At 57.0% G+C, this 24,060-nt stretch carries 25 protein-coding genes and 1 pseudogene; 15 read left to right on the top strand and 11 right to left on the bottom strand.

Annotated features, from left to right (window positions below; genetic code table 11):
• Positions 1-94 precede the first annotated feature (94 nt).
• The gene (locus FSZ31_RS01125; protein WP_147121228.1) at positions 95-1,012 is read right to left on the bottom strand and encodes a hydrogen peroxide-inducible genes activator; all 918 of its coding nucleotides are present in this window, start codon (positions 1,010-1,012) and stop codon (positions 95-97) included.
• Between the two features lie 101 nt (positions 1,013-1,113).
• Here FSZ31_RS01125 and FSZ31_RS01120 point away from each other — a divergent pair, with 101 nt between their 5' ends.
• From FSZ31_RS01120 to FSZ31_RS01085, 9 genes are all read left to right on the top strand, one after another.
• Positions 1,114-1,323, top strand: coding sequence for a YdcH family protein (locus FSZ31_RS01120; RefSeq protein ID WP_161595919.1), 210 nt, complete (start codon positions 1,114-1,116; stop codon positions 1,321-1,323).
• A 63-nt stretch (positions 1,324-1,386) separates the two neighbouring features.
• Positions 1,387-2,577: a Na+/H+ antiporter NhaA gene (gene nhaA / locus FSZ31_RS01115; protein WP_147121226.1), complete on the top strand. Its 1,191-nt coding sequence runs from the start codon at positions 1,387-1,389 to the stop codon at positions 2,575-2,577.
• On the top strand, positions 2,574-3,554 hold the full coding sequence (locus tag FSZ31_RS01110) for a calcium/sodium antiporter (RefSeq protein WP_147121225.1): 981 nt from the start codon (positions 2,574-2,576) through the stop codon (positions 3,552-3,554). Before nhaA ends, FSZ31_RS01110 begins: the two co-directional genes overlap by 4 nt.
• A gap of 107 nt (positions 3,555-3,661) precedes the next feature.
• A complete protein-coding gene (locus FSZ31_RS12765; RefSeq protein ID WP_161595918.1) occupies positions 3,662-3,826 on the top strand; it encodes a hypothetical protein in 165 nt (54 codons plus the stop codon).
• A 457-nt stretch (positions 3,827-4,283) separates the two neighbouring features.
• Positions 4,284-4,949 (top strand): hypothetical protein, encoded by a 666-nt coding sequence (locus FSZ31_RS01105; RefSeq protein ID WP_161595917.1) that lies wholly within the window; start codon positions 4,284-4,286, stop codon positions 4,947-4,949.
• A 53-nt stretch (positions 4,950-5,002) separates the two neighbouring features.
• A complete protein-coding gene (locus tag FSZ31_RS01100; protein WP_147121223.1) occupies positions 5,003-6,316 on the top strand; it encodes a site-specific DNA-methyltransferase in 1,314 nt (437 codons plus the stop codon).
• Between the two features lie 3 nt (positions 6,317-6,319).
• Positions 6,320-6,763, top strand: a complete 444-nt coding sequence (locus tag FSZ31_RS01095) for a DUF5681 domain-containing protein (RefSeq protein WP_147121222.1) — start codon at positions 6,320-6,322, stop codon at positions 6,761-6,763.
• Positions 6,756-8,303 carry a phage terminase large subunit gene (terL, locus tag FSZ31_RS01090; RefSeq protein ID WP_147121221.1) on the top strand — a complete coding sequence of 516 codons (1,548 nt, stop codon included), beginning with the start codon at positions 6,756-6,758 and terminating at the stop codon, positions 8,301-8,303. Before FSZ31_RS01095 ends, terL begins: the two co-directional genes overlap by 8 nt.
• A gap of 97 nt (positions 8,304-8,400) precedes the next feature.
• Positions 8,401-8,766: a TrbC/VirB2 family protein gene (locus FSZ31_RS01085; protein WP_147121220.1), complete on the top strand. Its 366-nt coding sequence runs from the start codon at positions 8,401-8,403 to the stop codon at positions 8,764-8,766.
• Here FSZ31_RS01085 and FSZ31_RS01080 read toward each other — a convergent pair.
• The 9 genes and pseudogenes from FSZ31_RS01080 to FSZ31_RS01040 all read right to left on the bottom strand — a co-directional run bounded on the left by FSZ31_RS01080 (position 8,739) and on the right by FSZ31_RS01040 (position 16,670).
• Entirely contained in the window at positions 8,739-9,098 is a 360-nt protein-coding gene (locus tag FSZ31_RS01080) for a transposase (protein WP_201739095.1), read from the bottom strand. The two genes, FSZ31_RS01085 and FSZ31_RS01080, sit on opposite strands and share 28 nt — an antisense overlap.
• Positions 9,099-9,252: 154 nt before the next feature.
• Complete coding sequence (locus FSZ31_RS01075) at positions 9,253-9,546, bottom strand: SEL1-like repeat protein (RefSeq protein WP_147121219.1); 294 nt, start codon at positions 9,544-9,546, stop codon at positions 9,253-9,255.
• A 299-nt stretch (positions 9,547-9,845) separates the two neighbouring features.
• Positions 9,846-9,965, bottom strand: a pseudogene (locus tag FSZ31_RS13130) (IS6 family transposase); the annotation flags it as partial.
• A gap of 81 nt (positions 9,966-10,046) precedes the next feature.
• Positions 10,047-10,463, bottom strand: coding sequence for a hypothetical protein (locus FSZ31_RS01065; protein ID WP_161595915.1), 417 nt, complete (start codon positions 10,461-10,463; stop codon positions 10,047-10,049).
• A gap of 4 nt (positions 10,464-10,467) precedes the next feature.
• Positions 10,468-10,887, bottom strand: coding sequence for an alpha/beta fold hydrolase (locus tag FSZ31_RS01060; RefSeq protein WP_161595914.1), 420 nt, complete (start codon positions 10,885-10,887; stop codon positions 10,468-10,470).
• Complete coding sequence (locus tag FSZ31_RS01055) at positions 10,880-13,045, bottom strand: RHS repeat-associated core domain-containing protein (RefSeq protein WP_161595913.1); 2,166 nt, start codon at positions 13,043-13,045, stop codon at positions 10,880-10,882. Before FSZ31_RS01055 ends, FSZ31_RS01060 begins: the two co-directional genes overlap by 8 nt.
• A gap of 53 nt (positions 13,046-13,098) precedes the next feature.
• Complete coding sequence (locus tag FSZ31_RS01050; protein WP_147121215.1) at positions 13,099-15,033, bottom strand: hypothetical protein; 1,935 nt, start codon at positions 15,031-15,033, stop codon at positions 13,099-13,101.
• 607 nt (positions 15,034-15,640) lie between these two features.
• Entirely contained in the window at positions 15,641-15,862 is a 222-nt protein-coding gene (locus FSZ31_RS01045; protein WP_236643608.1) for a hypothetical protein, read from the bottom strand.
• Between the two features lie 196 nt (positions 15,863-16,058).
• Entirely contained in the window at positions 16,059-16,670 is a 612-nt protein-coding gene (locus tag FSZ31_RS01040; RefSeq protein WP_147121214.1) for a hypothetical protein, read from the bottom strand.
• 144 nt (positions 16,671-16,814) lie between these two features.
• Here FSZ31_RS01040 and FSZ31_RS01035 point away from each other — a divergent pair, with 144 nt between their 5' ends.
• Positions 16,815-17,018 carry a helix-turn-helix domain-containing protein gene (locus FSZ31_RS01035; RefSeq protein ID WP_147121213.1) on the top strand — a complete coding sequence of 68 codons (204 nt, stop codon included), beginning with the start codon at positions 16,815-16,817 and terminating at the stop codon, positions 17,016-17,018.
• Between the two features lie 43 nt (positions 17,019-17,061).
• Here the strand turns inward: FSZ31_RS01035 and FSZ31_RS01030 are convergent, their stop codons facing one another.
• Complete coding sequence (locus FSZ31_RS01030) at positions 17,062-17,856, bottom strand: DNA/RNA non-specific endonuclease (RefSeq protein ID WP_147121212.1); 795 nt, start codon at positions 17,854-17,856, stop codon at positions 17,062-17,064.
• Positions 17,857-18,371: 515 nt separating this feature from the next.
• Between FSZ31_RS01030 and FSZ31_RS01025 the strand changes: the two genes are divergently transcribed.
• The 5 genes from FSZ31_RS01025 to FSZ31_RS13090 all read left to right on the top strand — a co-directional run bounded on the left by FSZ31_RS01025 (position 18,372) and on the right by FSZ31_RS13090 (position 24,005).
• Positions 18,372-19,562, top strand: coding sequence for a DUF2235 domain-containing protein (locus tag FSZ31_RS01025; RefSeq protein WP_147121211.1), 1,191 nt, complete (start codon positions 18,372-18,374; stop codon positions 19,560-19,562).
• Positions 19,563-19,694: 132 nt separating this feature from the next.
• Positions 19,695-20,630, top strand: coding sequence for a hypothetical protein (locus tag FSZ31_RS01020; RefSeq protein WP_147121210.1), 936 nt, complete (start codon positions 19,695-19,697; stop codon positions 20,628-20,630).
• Positions 20,631-20,860: 230 nt separating this feature from the next.
• Positions 20,861-22,315 carry a His-Xaa-Ser system radical SAM maturase HxsB gene (gene hxsB / locus FSZ31_RS01015; RefSeq protein ID WP_236643606.1) on the top strand — a complete coding sequence of 485 codons (1,455 nt, stop codon included), beginning with the start codon at positions 20,861-20,863 and terminating at the stop codon, positions 22,313-22,315.
• Complete coding sequence (hxsC, locus tag FSZ31_RS01010; protein WP_147121208.1) at positions 22,312-23,385, top strand: His-Xaa-Ser system radical SAM maturase HxsC; 1,074 nt, start codon at positions 22,312-22,314, stop codon at positions 23,383-23,385. The genes hxsB and hxsC overlap by 4 nt, the downstream gene beginning before the upstream one ends.
• Entirely contained in the window at positions 23,382-24,005 is a 624-nt protein-coding gene (locus FSZ31_RS13090; RefSeq protein ID WP_147121207.1) for a peptidoglycan-binding protein, read from the top strand. Before hxsC ends, FSZ31_RS13090 begins: the two co-directional genes overlap by 4 nt.
• Positions 24,006-24,060: the final 55 nt, after the last annotated feature.

The raw sequence follows: 24,060 nt of genomic DNA, 5'->3' as shown, positions 1-24,060 counted from the left end.
AATCTGCCTTAGCTGCGTCGGCAAACGAGGCGACTACTTTAGATTGGCCCTCGGCAGAAGCGGACGTCGATTCCGATCTGTTTGCAACAAGGCATTATTTTTCAGCAGCGACACTCAGCCTGTTGCGGGCCTCCTCGCCGATGATCGCAGCGATTTCCGCGTAGAGTCCAGCGAAAGCAGCCGAGGATCGCCAGGCTGCGCCTATGCTGCGATATTCATTCCAGCCCGACGGTTCGGCAATCCCGACCATATCGAGCCCGCCGGCGCCTGAGCGGATATAAAGTTCGGGAAGGACCGCCAGGCTGACGCCCGAACCGACCATCTGTTGCAGGGCGTCGAGACTCGTGCCCTCGTAATCGGCCAGTATGGCGCCGCCTAGTTCCTTGCAGATGCCTTCGAGTTGTCGGTGGTAATGATGCCGGTGATCGAGGGTAAGGAATGTCCTGCCGACGAAGTCCCTGCACTTCAGGCGCGGTCGGGAATGCAGCGGATCGTCGGTCGGGGCGACGATATGGAGTGGCTCGCGAAACAGCGGCTCGACATGCAGCCCGTGCCCAGCGACCGGCAGCGGCGAGAGAATCATGTCCAGCTGTCCCGCCGCGATTTCCGCTTGCTGGAGGTCGGGGATCCCCTCGCGGATGAACAGGCGCATATCGGGATAGCGAGCGTGGAGTGTCTTGATGACCGACGGCATAAGGTATGGGCCGAGTGTCGGGGTCACGCCGAACCGGATCGAGCCGACGAACCGTTGGGCCGCGCGGTTGGATGCGTCGCTGAATTCACGAACGGCGTTCAACACCTCGCGAGCGTGACCGATCAACGCCCGGCCCGCAGGGGAGAGCTGCATACCTTTTGGAACGCGTTCGAACAGCTTTAACGCCAATTCGCTTTCGAGCGCGCGCAGCTGCTGGCTCAACGCGGGTTGGCTATGCCCCAGAGCGATGGCGGCTTCGCTCATATTGCCGATCTCGGCGAGCTTGGCGAAGATCGAAAATTGTTTCAGGGTCGGCATTTCGACCTATTAGCAATTCTTATGGATTGAGGCCAATGTTTCGAATTGGATAATCGCAAAGCGCTGTCGCATAGTCACCCCATCAACCGATGGAGAGCAACATGACCAATAAGTCCCCCGACGAGAAAATCATGAAACCCTATCTGCGCAAGCTGCTGCGCGAGCATCGTGCCTTGAACCGCCTGATCGATACGACGAAGGCGATCGGTGCCAGCGAGGACGTCAAGGCGATGAAGCGCCTCCGCTTGCGCCTGAAGGACAAGATCACCGCGCTTCAGCGTCATTATTACCGGCGCGGCCTTCCCGGCTGACCCGCGGCGGCGACCGGCAGGCGTTCCCCAATCCTCCGCTAACCGTTCGCCGCTTCTTTCGTCATGACCACGCCTAGCCCCACCGAGCGCCTGCGCGCTTTCATCGCCAGCGAGAGCGCGGGCGGCATCGTGCTGATCGTCGCAGCAGCGGTCGCACTTGCCATCGCCAATTCGCCAATGCTGCCGACCTATCAGGCGTTGTTGGCCACGCCGGTCGAATTTAACGCCGGAGAACTTGTTAAGATCGACAAACCGCTGCTGCTGTGGATCAACGACGGTTTGATCGCGCTGTTCTTCTTCCTCATCGGTCTGGAGGTGAAGCGCGAGATCGTCACTGGCCAGTTGCGCAGCTGGAAGCAGGCTTCGCTTCCGGTCTACGCCGCGCTGGGCGGGATGATCTTGCCCGCGCTGGTCTTCGTCGCCATCAATGCCGGTTCGCCCGAGAACATTCGCGGCTGGGCGATCCCTGCCGCAACCGACATCGCTTTTGCGCTCGGTCTGCTCGCGCTGCTGGGCAGCCGCGTGCCGGTGGCACTCAAAGCGTTGCTGCTGGCCATCGCGATCATCGACGATATCGGTGCGATCGCGATCATAGCACTGTTCTACACCGAGAACATGAATGTCGGCGCGCTGGGACTGGCGTTGGTGCCGGCGGCAGCGATGCTGGGGCTCAACCGCGCCGGCGTTGCCCGGACCATTCCGTATTTCCTGTTCGGTGCGTTCCTGTGGATCTGTGTGCTCCAGTCCGGGGTCCACGCGACGCTGGCAGGAGTGGTCACGGCGATGTTCGTACCCATTGCGACGGGCGAGGAGCGCCCGCTGGAGCGGCTCGAGCACGCGCTCCATCCCTGGGTCGCCTTCCTGATCCTGCCGATCTTTGCCTTCGCCAACGCGGGCGTATCCTTCGCCGGAACCGGGCTCGATGTCCTGCTCGCGCCGCTATCCCTCGGCATCGCTGCCGGTCTGGTGATCGGCAAGCAGATCGGCATTTTCGGTGCCTGCTGGATCGCGGTGAAGAGCGGCCTTGCAACATTGCCCGCCGGGGTCAGCCTGCGCCACGTTTACGGCCTGTCCTGCCTCGCCGGGATCGGTTTTACCATGAGCCTGTTTATCGGCAATCTCGCCTTCGTAGCTGGGGACAGCATCGCGGCGGTCAAGCTGGGCGTGCTGAGCGGATCGCTGGTCGCCGCAATTGCGGGTGTGGTGGTTCTGCGCAGGGCGTCGCGCCCCGGCGCCGAAGTTTCCAAGGCATGATCCTGACGATTGGCCTTATCATTGCCGGGCTCGTCTTGCTTGTCCTCGGCGGCGAGCTGCTTGTGCGCGGTGCTGTCGGGCTGGCGGAGAAAGCCGGTGTCAGTGCGCTCGTTGTCGGCCTCGTTATTGTCGGCTTCGGCACCTCGATGCCCGAACTGGTGACCAGCGTGGAAGCGGCGATGTCCGGATCACCTGCCATCGCCTGGGGCAACATCGTCGGTTCCAACATAGCCAACAGCCTGCTCATCCTGGGTGCAGCGGCACTGGTCGCACCGATAACGATCGCGGCAGCGAACCGGTGGCGCGATCCGGGTGTCGCCCTTGGCGCAAGCCTTGCCCTGTTGCTGCTCGCTGCCACCGGATTTGGCAGCGCTCTGACAGGGGTGGTCCTGCTGGCCTGCCTCATCGGCTATATCGCGTGGTGCTATCGCGAGGAGCGCCTGGCCGAACCGGACGTGGTTCACAATGCCCCCTACGACCGCGGACAGGCACTCGAACTCGCCGACACCACGCTCCACGCGCAGGCCAATGGCTGGATCAAGCCCGCTGCGCTCACGCTTGCCGGGCTGGCGGTGCTGATCGGCGGCGGACGGCTGCTTGTCACCGGCGCGATCGATCTTGCCCGTCTTGCCGGACTGACCGAAACGCTGATCGGTCTTACCATTGTCGCCGTCGGAACTTCACTGCCCGAGTTCGTCACCTCGGTCATCGCGGCACGCAAGGGCGAAATGGAAGTCGCGTTCGGTAATGTGGTCGGCTCAAACATCTACAACATTCTCGGAATTGGCGGGGCCACCATGCTGCTGGCCCCCGGCGCAATTCCCACCGACCTTCTCCCGCTCGACATCGGCCTGATGCTGGCAAGCGCGCTTGCGATCCTGCTTCTCGCCTTCCTGCGCGGAGTGACACGCCTGTCGGCGCTCACCTTGCTGGCCAGCTACGCCGCCTATCTCGGTTTTCTGATCCTCAACGCATAAACCGACGGAGCTTATCATTCCGACGTATCGTTCCCACAGGCGCCGCTCGCGATCTATGACCCACTTGGTATAGCCGTGTCCCGCCAGAGACCCTGTTCGACCCGGGTGTGGGCGAACGGTTCATCATCCGCAAGGCCGACATCGACCGGATGTTCGAATCCAATATCACCGCCATGTCAGATCTGAGGGGCCTCGATGGCGACATGCTGAAGGTGGTAGGCGCTCACTACGACCTTGACACAGGCGCGCTCGAATTCATCGGCAGGCAGTAATTCTCGGCGGAGAACGTCCGGATTGGCTGCGGAACAGGCTAGTACCGGGCGTTACGCTGACGGCCCACAAACAGCCATTCTGTGCCCGGCTCTGTCCAGTTTGCTTCCCGAGAAATCGCGGTTTTCGACAGAAAACTGAAATATGGTGCGCGACGCAGTCCGGAGCGAACCCGTCTCTCTGCCACTTTCCCTGAAAGGCAGGGATTCTACAGGGAATTTACCTCCCGTTGCGGTCATTCAACCTATAATCGGCGTTCGAACGCCAAGGATTTGCGGTAGTTCTAGCTTCGAATTCCCTGCGCGATCGAACAGGGAATTAACAGGCGAACAAAGAGGGAACTTCCTTAGGTAAGGAATTAAAGCTATAGCGGCGGCTGAAAAGAGTACCGATATGCCACGTCCAGCGACCAACGACCCCTCCAACCTCCCGCGGGTTCCAAACCCAACTTCCGATCCCGTGCGAGAAGCAGAGATTGTCGCGGAATTCATTGCTCGCCTCGATTATCTGAAAAAGAGCTACCAGTTCTCTAGGAAGATCCCTTCTGACAATGTCGCGTTCAACAACTCGTTAGTGCGTCTGCGCCGCGGCATGCGGCGGAAGCGCAAGGCATCCTCTCCCGGAGAGCGGTTGCATTACGAGATAGAGATGGTGATTTCTCATCATGCCCGGCTTTTTGCGAAACAGGACGGCTGTGAGCTTGACGGGCGGCATATTCGCAAAGGTTCTGAACGAGCGCTCGAATTGTTAAACCCGCGCCGCGGGCGTCCTGATGACCAGTATCTTGAACTACATGTGCAAGGTCTCGTCGCACTGATACAGGAGTTCGCCGGCGTTCGCGTTCTTGCCCGCCGCGATCGGAATAGCGTCTATGAACCGCACTTTGCGCAGGGGGTCAGTTCGATCATCGCTCTAGTTTTCGAAGACCCAAGCGAGGGTGTCACGAATACCAAGCTTGTCGGCATCGTGCGCAAGACTCGGCTAAACTATGCGAACCGTCCGCTGCGTTTCCTCGACCTCTTTCCCGGCTACGGGGCCACAACGACCAAGGACGGTGAATTAGACCTCCGGCCCGGACTTAGGCTCGAGCATTTCGAGCCGAATATCCCGATTTATTGTCCTTAGCACGTTCCTGACAGGTCGATAACTGGAGCGCTCCAACATCACAGGAGCGCTTCATGGACGATACCCCACATCTCCAGATCGAGACCGTCGCCACGGATTCTCTCAAGCCCAATCCGCGCAACGCACGTACACATACCGACAAACAGATCGCGCAGATCGCCACCAGTATCGAGCGCTTTGGCTGGCTGGTGCCGATCATCGTCGATGATGATGGCTTGATCGCAGCGGGTCATGGCCGCTGGCTAGCTGCAAAACAGATGCAGCTAGCCGAGGTGCCGGTGATCCGCGCCCAGTTCCTTACCGACGCCGATCGCCGCGCTTTTGCCTTGGCCGAAAACCGTATTGCTGACCTCAGCGGTTGGAACGAAGACCTTCTCGGCGAAGAGCTGACGTTCCTGTTTGAAGATGGATATGAGCTCGAAATCACGGGGTTCAGCACTGCGGATCTCGACTTCACGATTCCCGAGGATGTCGGTGAGGAGTTGGAGGAGGTCGAGCTTCCTGCCCCGGACCTCGACCCAGTCTCGCGCGAAGGAGACCTGTGGTTGATTGGTCCGCACCGGCTTTACTGCGGCGACTCCCGCGAGGTCGCCAGCTGGGAAGCGCTACTAGGCGATGAGCAAGCCGCACTTGTGTTTTGCGATTCGCCTTATAACGTCAAAATCGACGGTTTCGTCAGCGGTAATGGTAAGGTTCGCCATCGCGAATTCGTTGTCGGCGCAGGGGAATTATCGCCGCCCGAGTTTACCGCATTCCTAAGAGCGATCTTCCGCAACTGCGTGCGCTTTTCCTCCAGTGGCTCGATCCATTATCAATGTATGGACTGGAGACACGCACGCGAGCTCCTCGATGCGGCCGACGGCGTCTACACCGAGCATAAGCAGCTGGTTGTCTGGAAAAAAGACAACGGGGGCCAAGGTGCTTTCTACCGCAGCCAGCACGAACTCGTGTTCGTGTTCAAGTCGGGCAAGGCAAAACACATCAACAATTTCGGCCTGGGCGAGACCGGCCGTTACCGAACCAACGTCGTTGAATATGCCGGCGCCAACACGTTCCGCAAAGGCCGTGATGCAGACCTTGCTGCCCATAGCACGGTCAAGCCGACCGCGCTCGTCGCCGACTTCCTGCTTGATTGCTCGAACCGCGGCGACCTGGTCGTTGATCCTTGCCTGGGATCGGGCACCACGCTCATCGCAGCTCACCGCACTGCTCGCCGCGGTGCCGGGATCGAACTCGATCCCGGCTATGTCGACACTGCTCTCAAGCGCCTCGCCTCGGTTGCCGGCATCGAACCTATCTTAGCTGGCGACGAACGGACCTTCGACGAAGTCGCGGCCGCGCGTGCCGGATCAGGCGAGGAGGGCTGAACCATGGCCGACAGCCCAGACGACGAAGTTGGCTACGGCCGACCTCCCAAGCACACTCGCTGGCAGAAAGGCCAATCGGGAAATCCGCGCGGCCGACCAAAATCTTCTCGCGGATTGAAAGCCGATCTTCATGCTGAGCTGATCTCGCGCATGGAGATCCAGATGAACGGCAAGCGGATCAGTGGGACCAAGCAGCAGCTTATGCTCAAGACCCTTACCGCGCGCGCGGCTTCTGGCGATGTCCGCGCGATCAAGGCGCTGATCGATCTCGTTATGCAGGTGTTCGGACCCGAAGACAGGGGCGCGGAGGCCAAGCGCCTTTCGACACAGGATCAGCAGATCCTCGACCAGCTGCTCGGCCGCGGAGCCCTAACCGCATCGAACGCCGTTCCCGCCATCGAAACCGACACGCCAACCAGCGCTAAACAGGAGAAAGACGATGAATGATTATTCCATGGAAGACCCCAAGGGCCTGCTTATCGAACTGTGCCGTCATGACTTCACCGCCTTCCTGCGCAAGGCGTGGCCGTGGATCAGCGGAGGCGATCTGCTTGTCTGGAACTGGCATCTCGATGCCATCTCTTATCGATTAGAGCGTATCAAACACGGTGAAGTACGCCGGTCGCTGATCAACCTGCCGCCGCGTAATGGTAAGTCGAAAACCATCTCTGTCATCTGGGCAGCCTGGATGCTGGGTTGCGACCCGACGCTCAACTTCGTGTGTGTGAGTTATTCGAACGAGCTGTCGGGCAAGATGGCGCGCGACTGTCGCGCGATCATGGATTCGACATGGTACCGCGAGATATTCCCAGGCACCTCGATCTCGAAAGTGCGCTCGGCTTCGAACGATTTTGAAACCACGCGCGGTGGTGGCCGGCTCGCGACCTCGGTCACCGGTACGCTGACCGGCCGCGGCGGCGACATCATCATTCTGGATGATGTCATCAAGCCCGAAGAAGCCAATTCGGAAACCACGCGCAATTTCGTCAACGACTGGTTCCAGTCAACTCTCGCCTCGCGTCTTAACGACAAGGCAACGGGCGCGATCCTGTGCGTCATGCAGCGCCTTCATGAGAATGATCTATCGGGGATGCTTCTCGAGCAGGGTGGATGGGATCATCTCTCGCTCCCCGCCATCGCAACCCAAGACGAGTCGATCATTCTTGCGCGCGGCGGGGTCCAACGCCGCCACGAGGGCGAAGTTCTGCACCCGGAGCGCGAGCCCATTGCGACTCTAGAGGAGCAAAGATCGATGATGGGGAGCGCGGCCTTCGAGGCGCAGTATCAGCAGTCGCCGATGCCGGCCGAAGGCAACATGTACAAAACCGCCTGGTTGCTCTCGTATGGACCCACAACTGGCGAGGAAGAATACGGTGAGATAATTCAGTCGTGGGATACGGCGATCAAAACAGGGAGTGGCAACGATTTTTCGGTCTGCATCACGGTGCGCAAGGTCCGCAAGGAGATCCGCGTAATCGATGTCTGGCGCGGCAAGCTGGAGTTTCCAGACCTGCTTCGCAAGGTGATTGACCTTGCTCAAACGCACAACGCGCGCACGCTACTCATCGAGGACAAGGCGTCAGGCCAGCAGCTGATCCAAGCACTGCGCGGCAGCGATATTCAGGGCGTGCCTGAGCCCATTGGCCGCACACCAGAGCTCGACAAATACTCGCGCGCAGCAGGTGTCAGCAGCATGGTCGAGGCCGGTCAGCTGCTGTTGCCCGAAGATGCTCATTGGCTCGCCGAGTTCCGCAAGGAATTGCTCGCGTTTCCCAATAGCAGGCATGACGACCAAGTGGACGCACTATCTCAGCTCCTCGACTATGTTCGCCGTCAGTGGCGACGCGATACGGGTGGGCTCACCGGACCCATATTAGTATGGGAGGATGGCGATGGCTACGTGCACTGCAGCGACGACGATGATTGGGATGAGGTCTGGCCGTACGGCGGATATTCGGACGGAGGAGATCCTGATGTTTGGAGCTAGTAATTAGGCGCCATGCGAGCGCTGCCGACCCCACATGCCGAATGGATTCCAATCTACTGATACTAGCGCCGGCAGGTATATCAGCTATTGATGCGGAATGAGGATCGCACTCACTCAGTCAACGTCGCTTTCTGATCCTTCGGGATCGACCGCGCTGGTCTCAGCAGCGCGCTGGATCGGCGATGTGATGCTCGGCCCGCTTGCCACGGTGGTTGCGGTCATCGCCATTGCTCTGGTGGGGTTTGCGATGCTCTCGGGACGGATAGACTGGCGGCGGGGGTTGATGGCGGTCGCGGGGTGCTTCCTGCTGTTCGGCGCTCCGGCGATCGTCGCGGGGTTGTTGGGGTCGCGGGAATGGAGTGGCGGTGGTGCAGTCGTCGCGACCGCCCCGGCGACAGAACCAATCGCCAAGCCGCTGCCAGAGAATTATGATCCCTATGCGGGGGCTTCGCTGATCCGCTGAATCGCGTGGCTAGGGCATGGCCGTTGCGTGAAAGCCGCGACCAGATGCGCTTCGTCCATCGCCACCGAGCTAAAACGTCCCTGCCACAAATGCCCGGTCGTGCGCATGCGCGAATTGATATATCCCGTGTAGCGGCGATGCAGATCGCCAAAGGCGCGGCGCAGGCCCTTTTCGTCGCGCGGCACCAGGATCACATGGGCGTGATTGGGCATCAGGCAATAGGACCAGATCTCGGTCCACGCCCGCTCCGCCGCATCCGCGAGCAGATCAAGATACAGATCATATTCGTCGTTTTCGAAGAATGTCCGTTTGCGCCGATTGCCCTGCGTCACATGATGCGGAATGCAGGGAAGCAGGATGCGGGGGAGGCAGGCTATGAAGAACAGTTAGCCCAAATAGGACAATTAAGAGCTGAAGTAAACTGCCGTCTTAATTCTATATCTCATGTAATGCATCCTCATAGCCCATGGCAGCAGATTTTTCCATTTAGTATCTACTCCACCTTTTGCTTCCAAAATTTCTATAGTGTATAGCAAGGCTGTAGGCGGCGACAGCGTCGCCTAACTTTACCGCCTTTTTATATAAAGCAACAGCCATATTCGGATTAGGAGGACTTAATTTATCATCATATAAGTTTCCAAGATTTATCACGGCTGGCGTAAAACCAGGGCGACTTAATATTTGATAAATCTCTATTGCCTTGTAAATGTTTCCATTTTCTTCCGCTTCGCATGCCTTGGCAAATAATCCTAGAGCATTTTCTTCGTTCAAATGAGCCATATCACACCTATTGAGCCCCAGCAGCGGTAAGGCTGCCAGGAGTGAGCACCGTCCCAAAAATTGCTCCACAGGGTTCTGCCAATGCACATGCAACCGCGCCTATGGCTAGAATGCCAGTCACAATAAGACCGCTTCGGTTTCCACCCTGCGGATTTAAAGGCGTGCCATCTGGAAACCTGCTTCCAGGATGCACGCCAGAACCATTGCCTCCTTTTCGAGGATCTTGAGGCCAAGGCTTAACTACAGGCTTGCCCGTAGTTGGGTCATTGAAAATTCGCGTCCCTGGTTTGGGTCCCGGTTAGCAGATCTTCGACGTTCCGCAGCGACAACGGAAACCGGACATACATCACCAGACGGATAATCTCAGGCGACGAATTGAAATAGCGGAAAGGGCTGGCAGGCTTGCGTGGTCGAGGCATGAAACAAACCATAACCCAACCGCTGCTCCTTGCCGCCAGGTGCATTTACTTTGACAGTGCCACACTGACCAACATCGACCATCATTGAGCGAGTTCTGCTTTTAGATGCATAGTAAAAACGTCCGACGAGAATGAATCTAAGCTATAACCCTCGCTGGATAAATATCCGCATGCACCATCTTCTTTTAAATTTGAAGGATGATTAATGGCAAACCTCATCCAAGCGGAGCCAGCCACCAATTCTACTGGTTCACGACTCACGAGTGGGAAGGAATAGCCCCCATTTTGTCCGCTATCGCATTCGAAGACATTTAGGTACAGGGCTTCCCCGCTCTCATTAAGTTTAACTAGAGAATCTATATTAATCTTTACATCGATAAATATGTCGCCATCGGCATTAATAAATGCTCTATTGTCACTCACTTCTAAGACAATGTTCTTGCAACCGCTTAGCGCTAGCAGTAATAAAAAATATGCTATTATAATACTGATTCTCATGACCCTATTTGCAACTCTTATCTTGAGGGTCGACAGAGCAAATCATCTGAGGAACCCTAAGGTCGTTCATCATAATACCAAAATCCTCGTGATGCCCTTGTGAAAACTCGTTAACATCAGCACGACTCGTCTGAGTCTGACCCCCCAAAGTTTCGCCAAAGTCGGCAATCTTGTCACCCCTCGTTTTCTCATCTTGGTTCTTCCAGGAGGAAGATATATTTGCCCATAAGCCGCCGATATCTTTCAGTCCATCGAGAGTCTGCGGCGACAGCTTACCTATCGGATCGATGGTGGCAAGGAGATCAACTTTGATGCCTTCGCGAGCGGCAGCTGCGGCGACCGTAGCGGCAGACCAACCTCCCCAACTATGGCCGACGATAATAATCTTCTCCCCGTTCGCTGCCGCCGCGCGTATTTCACGCAACGCGGCGCCGCGATCGAAATGTAGGTAGAATGACCCGAGATTTTTCGCGTAGCGCTGCACGATGTTGGCGCCATACCCATCCCCCCCCCCCCCCAAAGTATATCGTGCGGTCGCCGCCGGGATCATGTGCATTGACCGGATCATTCCCGACGTATGCGTACAAATTCACCTGGTCCTCGTAACCGATCGGGTCGGTCTGGAGGAACCGGCCGAGCGTTGGCGAGTAGATGCGGGCCTTGTAGTAGTACATGCCGACGTCGGGCAGCCATATCTGGCCGGTATACTGGAACCGGCCGCTGTTGCTGGCGCCGGGGATGCCGTATTCGTCATAGGTGTTGATCGTGTTGACGTTACCTGCCTCGTCGCTCCACGCGACGATGCTGCCTTGTCGGTCGGCGTGTAAGAAGTAGCGGGGGAGCGATCCTCCCGGGCCGTAGACGACCAACGGCTCATCAACCCCGGGACCATGGACGTAACGCCGTTTCATCGCGCCGGCGACATCGTATTCGGCAACAAGGGCATCGCCGTCGTAGAGCAAGCGCCTCGTTTCCGAGGAGCCGCCGAACGCATAGAGCCGTCCCATCGGATCGTAGCGCAGCGTTGCCGTGGTGCCGCCCGACGCGCTCACCAGCCGGTTCTCGATGTCGTAGAGATAGGTAGTGGTGCCGTCGCTCGTGAGGTTGCCGTTGGCGTCGTAACTAAAGCTCGCAGCGCCAGCGCTGGCATACTGGTTGAGCCCGTTGGCAGCATAATTTCGGTCAACGTTGTAGTGCCCGGTCCAGGCATAAGCGTCGTTGTCGCGGCTTGCACTCGCCAGCTGCGAGCCGGGCGTATAGCCGAATGTCCATGCCACGTCGCTCGTGTTGCCCGCCAGGTCATGCCCCAGGCTCGCCAGCCGCCCCGCGGCATCATAAGCGTAGCTCGTCGTCACTCCGCTGCTTAGCGTCGCGCGCCCGCCGCGGTTGTTATAGGCGAGGCTCGCAACCGATCCCGCAACCGGGTCGGTGATCGATATGGCGCGGTCGAGCCCGTCATAGGTAGCGCTAAAGTACTGCCCGTCGGGATGGGTGATCCGCGTGCGGTTGCCGCCCTTGTCGTACTGATAGGCGAGCGTGCGGCTCAACGCGTCCATCGTCAGCGTGTTCGAGGTGATCCGCCCGAATCCGTCATAGGCGGTGGTCAGCCCCTCGCCGCCCGCGCCGTCGAACCGCGCAGAGGTCTGCAGCCCGCGAAGGTCGTAGCCGTAATAGACGTCGCGCGTGTGCGTAGCCGCCAGACCGCTCCGCTCGGGCACGACCTTCACCGTAATCCGGTTAAGGGCGTCATAGGCGTAAGTCAGGGTTGATCCGTCGCGCTTGCGCAAAGATGTGCGGTTGCCGTTGGCGTCGTACGTGTACGCTTCGTAGTTGCTCTCGTTCACCGCGCCGGCGCTCGCCAGCGCGCTCGCCGGGGTCGCATCGTTATAGCCGCCCGGCAAAGTCGTTGACGGGAACACCCATCGCATCTGCCGGTCGTGTCCGTCATAGCGCAGCTCGGCCCGGTTGCCGTTGGCATCGACGATGTATTTCTTGAGCCCGTTGAGCGTGTAGCTGTAGGTCGCCTCGGCGCTCTCGACCGATGTGCCGACCGCCTCGCGAAGCTGCAGGACCTGGCCCGCCGCATCATAGACGGTCTTGGTGATTCGGTCAGGGCCGAATGCGTAGGTTCCGCTACCTTCGGTACCGAGCGTGCATGCGCTCGCCGGCAGGCTCCCCCATGCCGCGGGGTTCATCCGCTGCGCGGTGCATTGTAAGCGCCCCGCCGCATCGTAGCTGTATTGCACCACCGATACCGGCACGCCATCCGATCCCTTGACGGTCTCGAGTATCTTGCGGCTCATCACATCATACGCCGTGTCCGCGCTCGACAGGACGGTAAACCCGGACCAGTTCGCGGGCGCGACCGCCTCCGATTGCCAAGCGGCAAGCTCGCCGGTTTCTGTTTTGATCGGCCGTCCCGCCGCATCATAGGTCGTGCGGCTCGCAGCGTATTTAAGCGGGCCCGCTCCATCGGGATCGGGCGCGATCGTGCCAATTATCCGGCCCATCGCATCGTAACGCGTCGCCGACGTATAGTCCGACGGCGCGCTTTGTGCCAGTGCGGGCGAGGCTGTTAGCATTACCGTCAAGGCGCTGGCCCCCATCAGAGCGGCGCGCATCGCCCCCGACCCGCTCACGGACACACCGTCAGGTTAGCATTGGCACCGGTCTCGCTGATTTTTCTACCCCAGTCATCATAGCCATAGCACGTTCGCAGTGTCTGGCCGTCGGCGGTCATTGCCACGCCTTTAACGAGCAGGCTTTGCGCGGTTCCAGCCGCGCCGTATTCGAGCACCTTCACGAGTTGGGGCGCGCTGGGGTCACACACGGGGCTGCTGCTGCCCGCGCTCGTCTGGCAGGACGTTTCTGTCTCCAAAACCCACATCGGCGAAGGCGTCTGGACAAGAGCACCTGACGTGTTGCGGATCCAGGCATAACGCTGCGCATAGGTGCGCAGCATGAGCGGCCTAGCGCCGCCGGGCGCGGGAGGAGGCAGCATTTCGGAAGTCAGTCCGCCATGCCCAGCGGCATAGGCTCGATTGACGGTGTTTCCGAGCGCGTCGGTGCTGGTGACTGGTTTGGTACAGCTGGCGGGGTTGGCACAGTTGAATGTCACGGACATCACAATGTCGGTCAAACCCGATCCAGGCTTTGGGCGCCTGCGGGCTTCGGTTATGTTGCCATTACCACCATCTTTGTAAAATGTTGTTATTCCCTCAGGATCAGTTGCGCTTACGGGCAACGAACGAACCGCACATCGATCCTGAACATAAATCGGCGCGCCTGCTGCAAACACCGGGTCGCAATAATCAATATTCGTCTCCCGACCGAGCGGATCGCGGATGAGGACTGGACCTGGTGTGGCTTGGTAAATCCAATACAGAAATTCGTCAGGCTGCTCGTCATAGCAAGGAAAGCTTGTGCAGGGCTGGCCTGGATACGTACGGCTGTTAGGCACTATCGGGAAATCATATACAAACGCGCTAGATACACCAGTATTATCTATGTAGCCCCCGCCCATTATTGTTGAGTTGGGTCGATTGGTAGCCTGTGGCGTGTAATCATAGTTGTAGCTATATGACCTGCCGTCGGCAAATGCCTGGCTGTTAACGGTCTCCTGGGAGGTATACTCTTCATCCACCGCAAGTGTAACTGAGTTTTCCATCACGGGAGAGCCTTGCCCTGGTTCGGTAAATCCCATCGAATAAGTGGTGCCAGCTCCACTATAGGAGAAGCCAAACACACCGCCATCTGGTGACGTCATAGATGACAGCCGCGGCTGCTGAAGAGCTCCCGGAGACGTATAAGTGTAGTTGGCTGTGGCGAGGGCGTTCGCCGGACAAATGTTTGAAGCAGGCGGTGTCACGGTTGAAAAATTAAGCACGCATGCTCGAGTCACGACGCTGCCTGAGCCTTCGAGAATTACAGCAGGGCCTCGCGAGGACGCTACCCGAACAAGGCGCTGTGAATTTCCGTTGCCTGAACCCGTCGAAGCATAGGTAAAGTCGAAGCGGGTACCGTCGGGCCGAACCAACGAAGAAATATAAGCGCATCGAAGAGGCTTTACGTTCGGAGTGCGACTGCATTCGGATGCCGCCGCCATTGGTCGAAAGGTCATAATCGTACCGTCGGCGTCTCGGAAAGTGTATATGGCAGGACCGGTCGCGCGATCTCCCGTGAATGTTAGTAACTTGGCGGGCCCATCACCTTTGTAAGTGAAATCTGGCTGGTTCTTGATCCCATCCATTGTAACAGTCCGTCCACCGAAGTGGATGCCGACGCGCCAAATCGTTATCGTTGAACCGAATTCGTTTGGTTCTGTCGTATCGGCCTGAACCAGCCAAATATCCCAATTATGCGCAAAGCTTCCAAAAGGATTGGCATGGTTGCCGGTATAATCGGGCATGATCCGATCTAACGATATCGCGTTGTCGTCACTGCCGGCCAACAGGTCTGTATGGCTGTACACTAGGCGCCCCGTCCGCATGTCCACGCCGCCTGGTGAGGTGATGAAGCTTTCAGCAGGTATGACGCGCAGATCTTGACCGTAGGCTGTGACCGGAAGCAACAGGGCGCCGACAAGCGAGACTGTCCCCAATCGCAGCAAGTGGCTTGTTATATTACAGGGCATTCTCGGCACGGTTGGCAACTCAAGTGCCAAGTCCACCAGGCCTGCCCGCATACCCCATTCCCCCTTGAATATAGACTACGTCTACGGATTTATTCGATCGGCAAAGCTTGTTTTTTCCCGACTAATTGAAACGGTATCAATTCGGGAAAAGTCAAACAATATATCTTTCGATATATGGGGAAAACATATCGAAGAAATTACCGATCTTTTTTTTGCAACATTGATCGTCTAATAGGCGCTGTTCGGCCATTGGTGACAAGCGCCGAATAGCTTTTTAGGGGTGTTAAGGATCGAATTTTTGCTGAGGTTACAGAAGTTGTCTCAACCACTGTCTTGCCACTAAGCAAAAAAAGATCCGATCTGGATCATTCGACATTCCATACTTAACGGTCGGGGTCTACGATCCGTCAATCATTTAATTCCTGCAGGGCGCTGCCAGCACCGCCTTAGCATCGTGCATCTATGCGCTGGGCATCCGCCAAAAGTACTCAGCTTTTAGCGCGACGGTTACACGGGATGACAGGCCAAGAAATATCGCGGAAAATTAAGATCCCGAACCCGTCGTCTTCACCTTTTTACGGTTGTCGGCTTTGTCATGTTCGTATTCGGTTTGTACGCCGTTGTTCACTGTTCCAGCTCGCTCAACCTTCACAAGCCGGCCCTTCGCGTCATAGGTGTATTTGACGGTTTCAGCGGCTGTTGCGGGCGTTGCGGTGGCGAGCAGGGCCAAAATAACCGCTGCGGAGGTCCATGCCGTATACTTCATTTCCGAACTCCTATCGAGGCGAGGCGCCGGCTCGAACAATTAAGTGCGTACCAATAACTTAGCAAGTATTTACTAAATCGGTTCGCCGTGAAAAACTGTTCCGATATGGATCTAACTTCGGAAGGGGCTGGCCGGCAGGTTTTTTGGTAAGTAAGTGTCTGATCCAAAACCGCTCACCTAACTCTTGTTAAAGCAATTAATTTCCTTGCTCGGCTCGATAAGCGCGTACGGCTAAGAGCACTCCCGCAGCTTCCGCGGGCGCCAGCCTGTCCTCCCAATCGAGGCCGCTCTGGCCTTTGAATCGGAACCGCCAAAGCCTCGACTGGCCCGGCGCATAGCTCGCGGCGATGGCCTCAAGCTGTTTGGCAGGAATGTCGAACCCCACCGCCTCGCGATAAACGCACAGGCCATAATCGCAGGTGATCACGTCCTTGGCGATTGAGACGACCGGCGCGCTGACCGGTCCATTCGGTGTTGCATAGTTGACGGTCGTGATCCGCCGCCATTCGCCGGAATAGGTGATCTCTTGATAGAGCTGGTAGCGCACCGCGCCGCTCGACTTATCGATGAAGGCACGCAGGAAATTGTCCGAGCGCACCTTGTCGGTGAACTTGCCCCGGCTCTTCCATACTTTCTCGGATGTGATGTTTACGACGGTCTCAAGCTCATCGTCCGAGATCGTCAATGCATGGCGCGCTCCCTCCGGTGTGAGCGCCTGGAGTTGCTGCATTTGTTTAGCGGAAGGCTCGATGACCTCTTCGCCGGCGATTAGCTGAGCGATTACGGCGCTGGGTGAGAACGCGAGCATTATAACGGAAGCTGATAAAAACCTCATATCTAGTCCTGTCGTCGATGAGTAACATCGCCAACGTGCTTGCCGCGGGAAGCAAGTCAAGTGGAATGTCACTCATCGTCTGTAGAACTATCGGCGACATCGGCGTGAGGTGCGTGGGTGGATATTCGCCAACGCCTTTCCCTCAACCTTCGCCGATATCGTCACGATGCCGGATGGAGCCAAGAGGAGTTTGCCGAGCGCGCTGGGATACACCGGACCTATGTCAGCGACCTCGAACGCGGTGCACGAAATCCGACGATCACGATCATAGAGCGACTGGCAAAGGCTCTCAGCGTGAATGCGGGCGCGCTGCTAGATTGACGAGAGCGTTGCCTTCTCGCGCGTCAGCAATGACTGAATCGTATCAGTTGCACCCGATCGCTGAGTCCAGCGAACCAAACTGAGTAATGTCACGATCAGGGTAGAGGAAGAGACGCGAGCGAAGTTCGACCTCGTCGATGGTGACGCGTAGACTGCAAATGTCGGCGGATCGCGGAGTATCTTGCGGCATGATGAAGGCGGTTGCACGGCCATCTGCCGTTACGAGCACCTTCCAATAAGCACTAGGCACTCGGTGGCGTTCATCGGCGCCCGGCAACGGCGGTTCCATGATCTCGAATAACGGTCCGCTCAGAACATAGAGCGTGGTTTGCTCAGCTAGGACGATTTCTCGCTCTTTGTTTTCGAGCTTAACCCAGGCGCCCTGGTTGAGATCGGACTTTTGCGGGGTGATATTGGAGAGGGTGTTCGTATCGCTCCAAAACGGTGTGCCCGTGAAGCTCGCGAGGGGCGCTTGGTGCCCGCGATCGGTATTTAACGCGCCGTTGGCACCATCGTAATCGTTCGGCTCAAGCGTTTCGGGATCGCCCAGCCACGGATCGGCCTTCCAGACGCGATCCTGCGTGCCAGCGATCGTCGCCGGCGTGATCCGATAGGCTACCCAATCTGCAAACTTGGTAAGATCGTTCGATGCCAGAGTGTAAATTTCGCGAACGATGATGTCGTCGTAATCGGGGGCGCCAGACGGACAGCTTGCGAAACAGTGAAACGTGTGGAGCTCTGATTCCTGAGCCTGAGCGGGGAGGCACCACAGTGCACAACAGCTGCTCGCCAGGCCGGCCAGGAACCACCGCCTTTGGGCCCTCAGCGAGAATACCATGATAAACCTCCTACCAATATCGGATCGTGCGCCATCCTTCCGGAACCATTATACCAGTTAAGTCAGCACGGCCACAATAATGCCATCATTTGATAGCCAATAGTTGTTCGTATGTAGGTTAGATTACAATTAAGATCGATGGCATAGTCTAAATCTTAGAGATTTGGTTCAAATTGGAGGCATTCTGCTACGAGACAACTCGGCCCACTATTGAAAAAATGTTGCGGTATGATAGGCATTTCTAACAGGAGGGCATCCTATGGGGGGCTTAAAATTTGCGTTGGCGGCTCTGGCGATGGCGCCATTGGTCGGAGCCAGTCCTGCTTGCGGCACACCCGTGAGCTCCTTTGCTTGCTGCAAGATCTGCAAAAAAGGCAAGGCTTGCGGCGATAGCTGCATTGCCGCGGGAAAGACCTGCCACAAAGGCATGGGCTGTGCGTGCAACGGGTGAGATGCTCTTGTGGGATTGCCGCTCATAAGCGGATGACGCGATCGCCAGAGCCGCTGGAAGAGCGATGCCACTGACGCGACCCGCAAAGGCTAAGGCGCCACAATCGGAGGGCCGAAACCTTGTCGTCATGCTTGATGGCACAGGCAATGAATTGGGCCGCAATCTATCCAACGTTCTAAAACTCTTCCGAATGGCTGAGAAAAGCGAGCGCCAACTCGTTTATTACGATCCCGGCGTAGGGACGATAGGGCGTCCCAGCCCGTGGCGCAGGCTCAGACAAAACACCGAAAAGGTCTTGGGACTGGCCTTTGGCTACGGTCTCGATGAAAACGTGCTCGAGGCATATAGCTGGCTATGTGAGAGATGGCAGACGGGCGATAAGATCTGGCTTTTCGGGTTTAGCCGCGGCGCGTGGACGGCGCGCGTCCTTGGTGGGATGATCCATATGATCGGGCTCTTGCGACCCGATCAACTCAACATGTGCGACTACGCGTTAGGCGCGTACAAGCGAGCAAGTGATAGCGACGACCTATCTATTGCCTGGCACTTTTCACGGGTCAGCGCTGCTCGCAAAGCCGAGATCGAGTTTATAGGCGTATGGGACACGGTCGCCTCGGTCTTGGTGCCGCGGCCTGATCGGGCGTGGATCCCAAGCCTAGAAACCCTTCCCTACACGAGTACTAATCCGTCCGTGAAATCCCTGCGGCATGCGCTGGCTATCGACGAACGACGGCGCATGTTTCGTCCCGCTCATTGGAAGATGGGTCAGAAGTACATCAAAAACCCTTTCAGCAAGTCTCCACCTCCCGATCAGGATGCTGTCGAAATGTGGTTCGCCGGCGTTCACTCCGATGTGGGAGGAGGCTATCCTGAAGAGGAAAGCGGTCTTTCGAAATTCCCGCTGGTATGGATGGCTGAAGAATCCAAGGCCAAGGGCCTGCACATCAATACGGCCATGCTCAATCACTTGGCTCGGGGTCGCCAGCGGAAGGGCGGCACCCACCAATATGTGAAGCCCGACCCAAGCGCCAAAGCCCATCGATCGCTACGCGGCGCTTGGTGGGTCTTGGAGATTCTGCCGAAGCTAACAAAATACCGAGAATGGCCACGGCCCGGATTGTTGGGACTTTATTTCCCGTTCGCAGAACCTCGTCGGATTGATGAAGCGGATAACGTCCACCCATCGGTGAAACAGCGGCAAAAAGCCTTGGCCAATTATCAGCCGAAGAACCTCCCACTGGAAAATCCGAGATGATGTGGGGGTGCAGTCGATGGCAACTGCTGACTGTTCGAAGCGTCAGAAATGGCGCGAGTCTATCTGATTGGAAACAGGCCGTTGACGTAAGGAAAGGGTAGCTCGGACAAGCATCAACAGGGAGAAGAAGCTATGATGAAAATCACCGTTTTTGGCGTAGTTGCGCTCTGCATGTTCGCCCAGCCTGTCCTCGCTCAGGATAAAGGAAGCGTCAAAGGCTGGACTGCGAAGGGCACGTTCGATCTTGGCATTCGGCTCGGGAAAAACCTGCCACTCGATGCCGACCCTGATCTTGTCGACGAAAGCGAACTGGGAGCTAAGATTGCCTTCAAGCGCAAATCGAGTAACGGCCTGGTTCCGCTGCAGTTCTCCTTTGGGATAACTGACAGCCCCGGTTTGGTGAAAGGCGCCGATCCAGCGAGCACATATTTCGGGCGCATAACGATAGGCGATGCATATTTGCCGCTACGTGAGCTTACACTCGCGTCTGACCCGACAAAAAGCGCGACTGCAGTTAGCGATGCGATCCGGCCATATGCTTATTATCAGTATTCTAGCCTGCACGATGGCTTGCTTAAAAAGCGGCAACGCGAGGACAACGAGGTAGGCGTGGGGCTGCGCTACCGAGATGTCGTAACTATCATGGCGGATCGAGCGATGAATGGGTCGGCCGAAGAGGTTGGGGCGGCAACCAATACGCCTGGTTGGTACTGGGAGGCTTCCGGGCAGATCGCGCGTATCTGGTCGTCCAATCCAGATAAGGAAAAGCTCGTCCCGCAGGTTAAATTGAGTGTTTATTCCCCTATCATTCGTCGAGTTCGCTTCTTCGCCAAGGGGCAAGGCGATTTTTCATTCTATCAGTCTGCGCTGACCCCCATGGGCGACGATCGACAAGACCAACGCCTTCGCGTAACCGCGGGGGTGGATTTGAGCAGTTTGGTCGAAGACTGGGGCGACGTGTCGCTAGAAATAGCGGGTCAATTTCAGCGTCAGTGGTCGAACGATCCGACTGCCGAAAGCACCCGAGGATATTTCCTTCCCTCGGCAAGCATATCGTTCGAATTTTAGATCTTCAGGACGGATAGATGCATTATCACACGACAAGGTTTCCCGGAGAAAATATGGTGCAACGGGAGACGCTAAGCGAAGGTGTTATCGCCGTTAGGTAGACGACATCAATCGCTAGGACTGGCATCAATTATAGAACATCGTTCCGATCAACATCGGAACTGATGCATGGCTTGGCGGCCTTGACTTTCTTGGGTATTTCGACCCTCTTACGGGCTGGGGGAGATGATGTGGCTATAGGTAGATCAATCAGCGTCGCCACTAGCGATCTATCATGTGATGCGATCCAATCCGCACACCCTGCCGGAATTCGCTTTCGCGAGGTTGGCGACCATACGCTGGTAACGAATGAGGCGGGCCGCTTTGCGATGCTGGAGAGCTCAGGCAGTCAAAGCCAATCGGACCCTTCGTTCAAACTCCCGGATGCTATCAAGACTGCTTTAATTCCCGAAAACCGGCTAAGCAAACTCGCCCAAACCTTTGAGGCCGCCAAACGGCGTACCAGAGCAGGGCCTCTCGACTATCTGATATTAGTGCCAACTTTGCGCTGCAATTTAGCCTGTAGCTACTGCCAGGTATCGCGTGCTGCGATCGGTGCATCGGGTCACGACTGGGACGATGGCACTCTTGCGGCGGTGTTATCACTCGTCTCAAGCTTAAGTTCGGCGTCGATCAAGATTGAGTTTCAGGGCGGGGAGCCATCGCTCAGACCGGACCTCATCGAGGCGGTCATAAATGCCGTTCCTCCGGCGACGACCGCTTCATTCGTCATTTGCACCAACCTCCAGATCATCAATGACGGTATTTTAGCTATTTTCGACCGGCCCGATGTCTTGATCAGCACGTCGCTTGATGGGCCAGAAGAATTGCATTCCAAGCAGCGGCAGGGTGACGCGGTCCGCGCCCGAGAGTTTCACAAGAATCTAAATTGGCTCATCGACCGCTACGGCCCGGGCAAGATATCAGCGCTGCCCACTATTAATCCCCAGGCGCTTCCCGACCCCGACGCTCTTATTGACGCCTATTCCTCGCTTGGTCTTCACTCGCTGTATCTAAGGCCCATCAATTTTCAGGGATTTGCTCGCAAGAGACACGCCTCGGCTCGCCAGACCGATGGCAGCTGGTCTGCCTATCACGAACGCTTCATCGACCGCCTGATCGAACGTAACTTTCTGGACCGGACGAAAGTGCTGGAGGAGACGTATTTCTCACTCATTCTAAGGCGGATATTCCAACCAGGGGCGGACCGTCATGTTGACCTACGCAATCCCAATCCAGTTGGCCGAGATTATATCGTTATTGATTATGACGGGATGGCTTATCCTACAGATGAAGCGCGTATGCTGACTCGATCGGGCGTGATCGATCTCTCAATTGGGAATGTCGCAGAAGGATGGGACAGCGACGCGAGAGCGGCTCTGGAAGCTGCATCGACTAACGATGGCGATCCAACCTGCGAGAAGTGCGCGTACAAGCCATATTGCGGGCGGGACATTATCGACGACATTTCGCGCTACGGCACGATCGACACGCCGAAGGAAGAAACCGAATTTTGCCGGCGGCACCTGTCGTTATTCGATCTCGCCTTCAAAATGATACATTCTAAGGACCCTGCCGTTCGATACTCGCTTGGGCGTTGGCTAGGTTTGGGTAGCGACCTGCCTGCGATGGAGTCGGCGGCATGATCCCGCTCAATTTCGAGATCCAAAGTGATGAGCCCGAGCCCTTCGTCGCCAGGTTGACGCGTGAAGTAGGGAGTGGGCCAGCAGATTTCGTTTGCCGGTCGCAAAGCGAAAGCCGCAGCTTATGGTGCGGCGACCACGGCCTTTTAGAGATCGTCCATAATGGCGAGAACATCGAAGGCGACATTATGCTCGTCGACCCGGAAAACGGGCGAGCTGACCGGGTGATCAGGGCGACCTCGAAGCACAACACATTGTTGGTGACGGAACAGTGCGATCAGCTGTGCGTGATGTGTTCGCAGCCACCGAAAAAGACACATCTCGACCGGTTCAAATTGTTCGAAGAGGCATGCCTTCTTGCTCCGGCCGGTATGGTGATCGGTATTTCCGGCGGAGAGCCCACTCTCCATATGGACGCGTTGCTAGGGATGATTGAATCAGTCCTGCGTGAGCGCAGCGATCTCTCCTTTCACATTCTTTCCAACGCGCAACATTTCGAGCAGCATCACATTTTGCGGCTTTGTGATCCTGTTTATCGAAATGTCGTGTGGGGCATCCCACTATATTCGAGCGACCCGGTCGTTCACGATACCGTGGTAGCCAAGCCAGGAGCGTACGAGCGGCTGATCAGTTCATTCGAGCATCTCCTTCTGGCCGCCGCCAGAATCGAACTCAGGACCGTGTTGACGGCTACTACGGTGCCCGGCCTTTCGCCATTATCCCGCTTCATTGCGCGCAATCTGCCACACATCGAACAATGGTCCTTGATGGGCCTGGAAAACATCGGATTTGCGAAGAACCGATGGGATGACCTTTATGCAGATCTGAACACGGATTTCTCCGACTTGGCTGCAGCGATCGACTGGGCACAATTGCACGGCATCGCTACCAAGATTTTCAATTTGCCCTTATGCCACATACCGCAGCACTACCGGTCGTTCGCCGTTGCTTCGATTTCAGACTGGAAACAGCGCTTTGGTAAATCCTGTGTGTCGTGCCGGGCCAAAAGAGACTGCTCGGGTTTTTTTGAATGGCATCCTGATAAGCTAGTCGACGAGGTGACGCCGTTATGAAAAAATCGCGTTTTCTGATCTCGACTTTGGTCGCCGCTGGCATCATGCCAGTCCAATCTACCCAAGCCTCTTATCAATTAGGTTTTGGCACTGCCGGGCCGGATGGCGATGATGAAGACGCTCAAGTCCGTAAATTTGCCCAAGACCATCGCTTCATCCTTGCTCAGCACAGGTCTCATGCAAGCCATGCGTCTCATAGCAGCCATCGGTCGGGAACGAGTGGGAGGTCGCGTGCGCCTGCGCCGGCACCTTCTCCGCCCCGCCCTCGCGTAACGCCAGCACCCACGCCTGAGCCAGCACCCACGCCTCCATCTCGAAACGAGCGCAGCAATCCGCCGTCTTCTGTATTGCCCTCATCGCCAGCGACTGCGCCCCAGTCATTCTTTGCCACACCAACAGGGTCAGCAGTGTATACACCATCTCGCTCTGACATCATCGAAGTTGTACGCAAAGTTCAAATAGGATTGATGGCCTATGGTTATTATGATGGCGCACTAGATGGATTGGTTGGTCCGAAGACGCGGTCCGCCCTCACGCGCTTTCAAACCGATTTCAGCTTCAAGGTAACGGGTACCATCACGCCGGAAGTTCTCGATGCGCTTAGAGTTGTCGCGGAATAAGATAGCCACTCACGCGATCGCGCTCCTGATCGGTGTCGCGACGGCTTGGTGTGCC

The organism is Flavisphingopyxis soli, assembly GCF_007995095.1.
GTDB lineage: Bacteria > Pseudomonadota > Alphaproteobacteria > Sphingomonadales > Sphingomonadaceae > Flavisphingopyxis > Flavisphingopyxis soli.
Note: the sequence above shows the minus strand (reverse complement) of the source record. Positions and strands in the feature narration are given on the sequence as shown.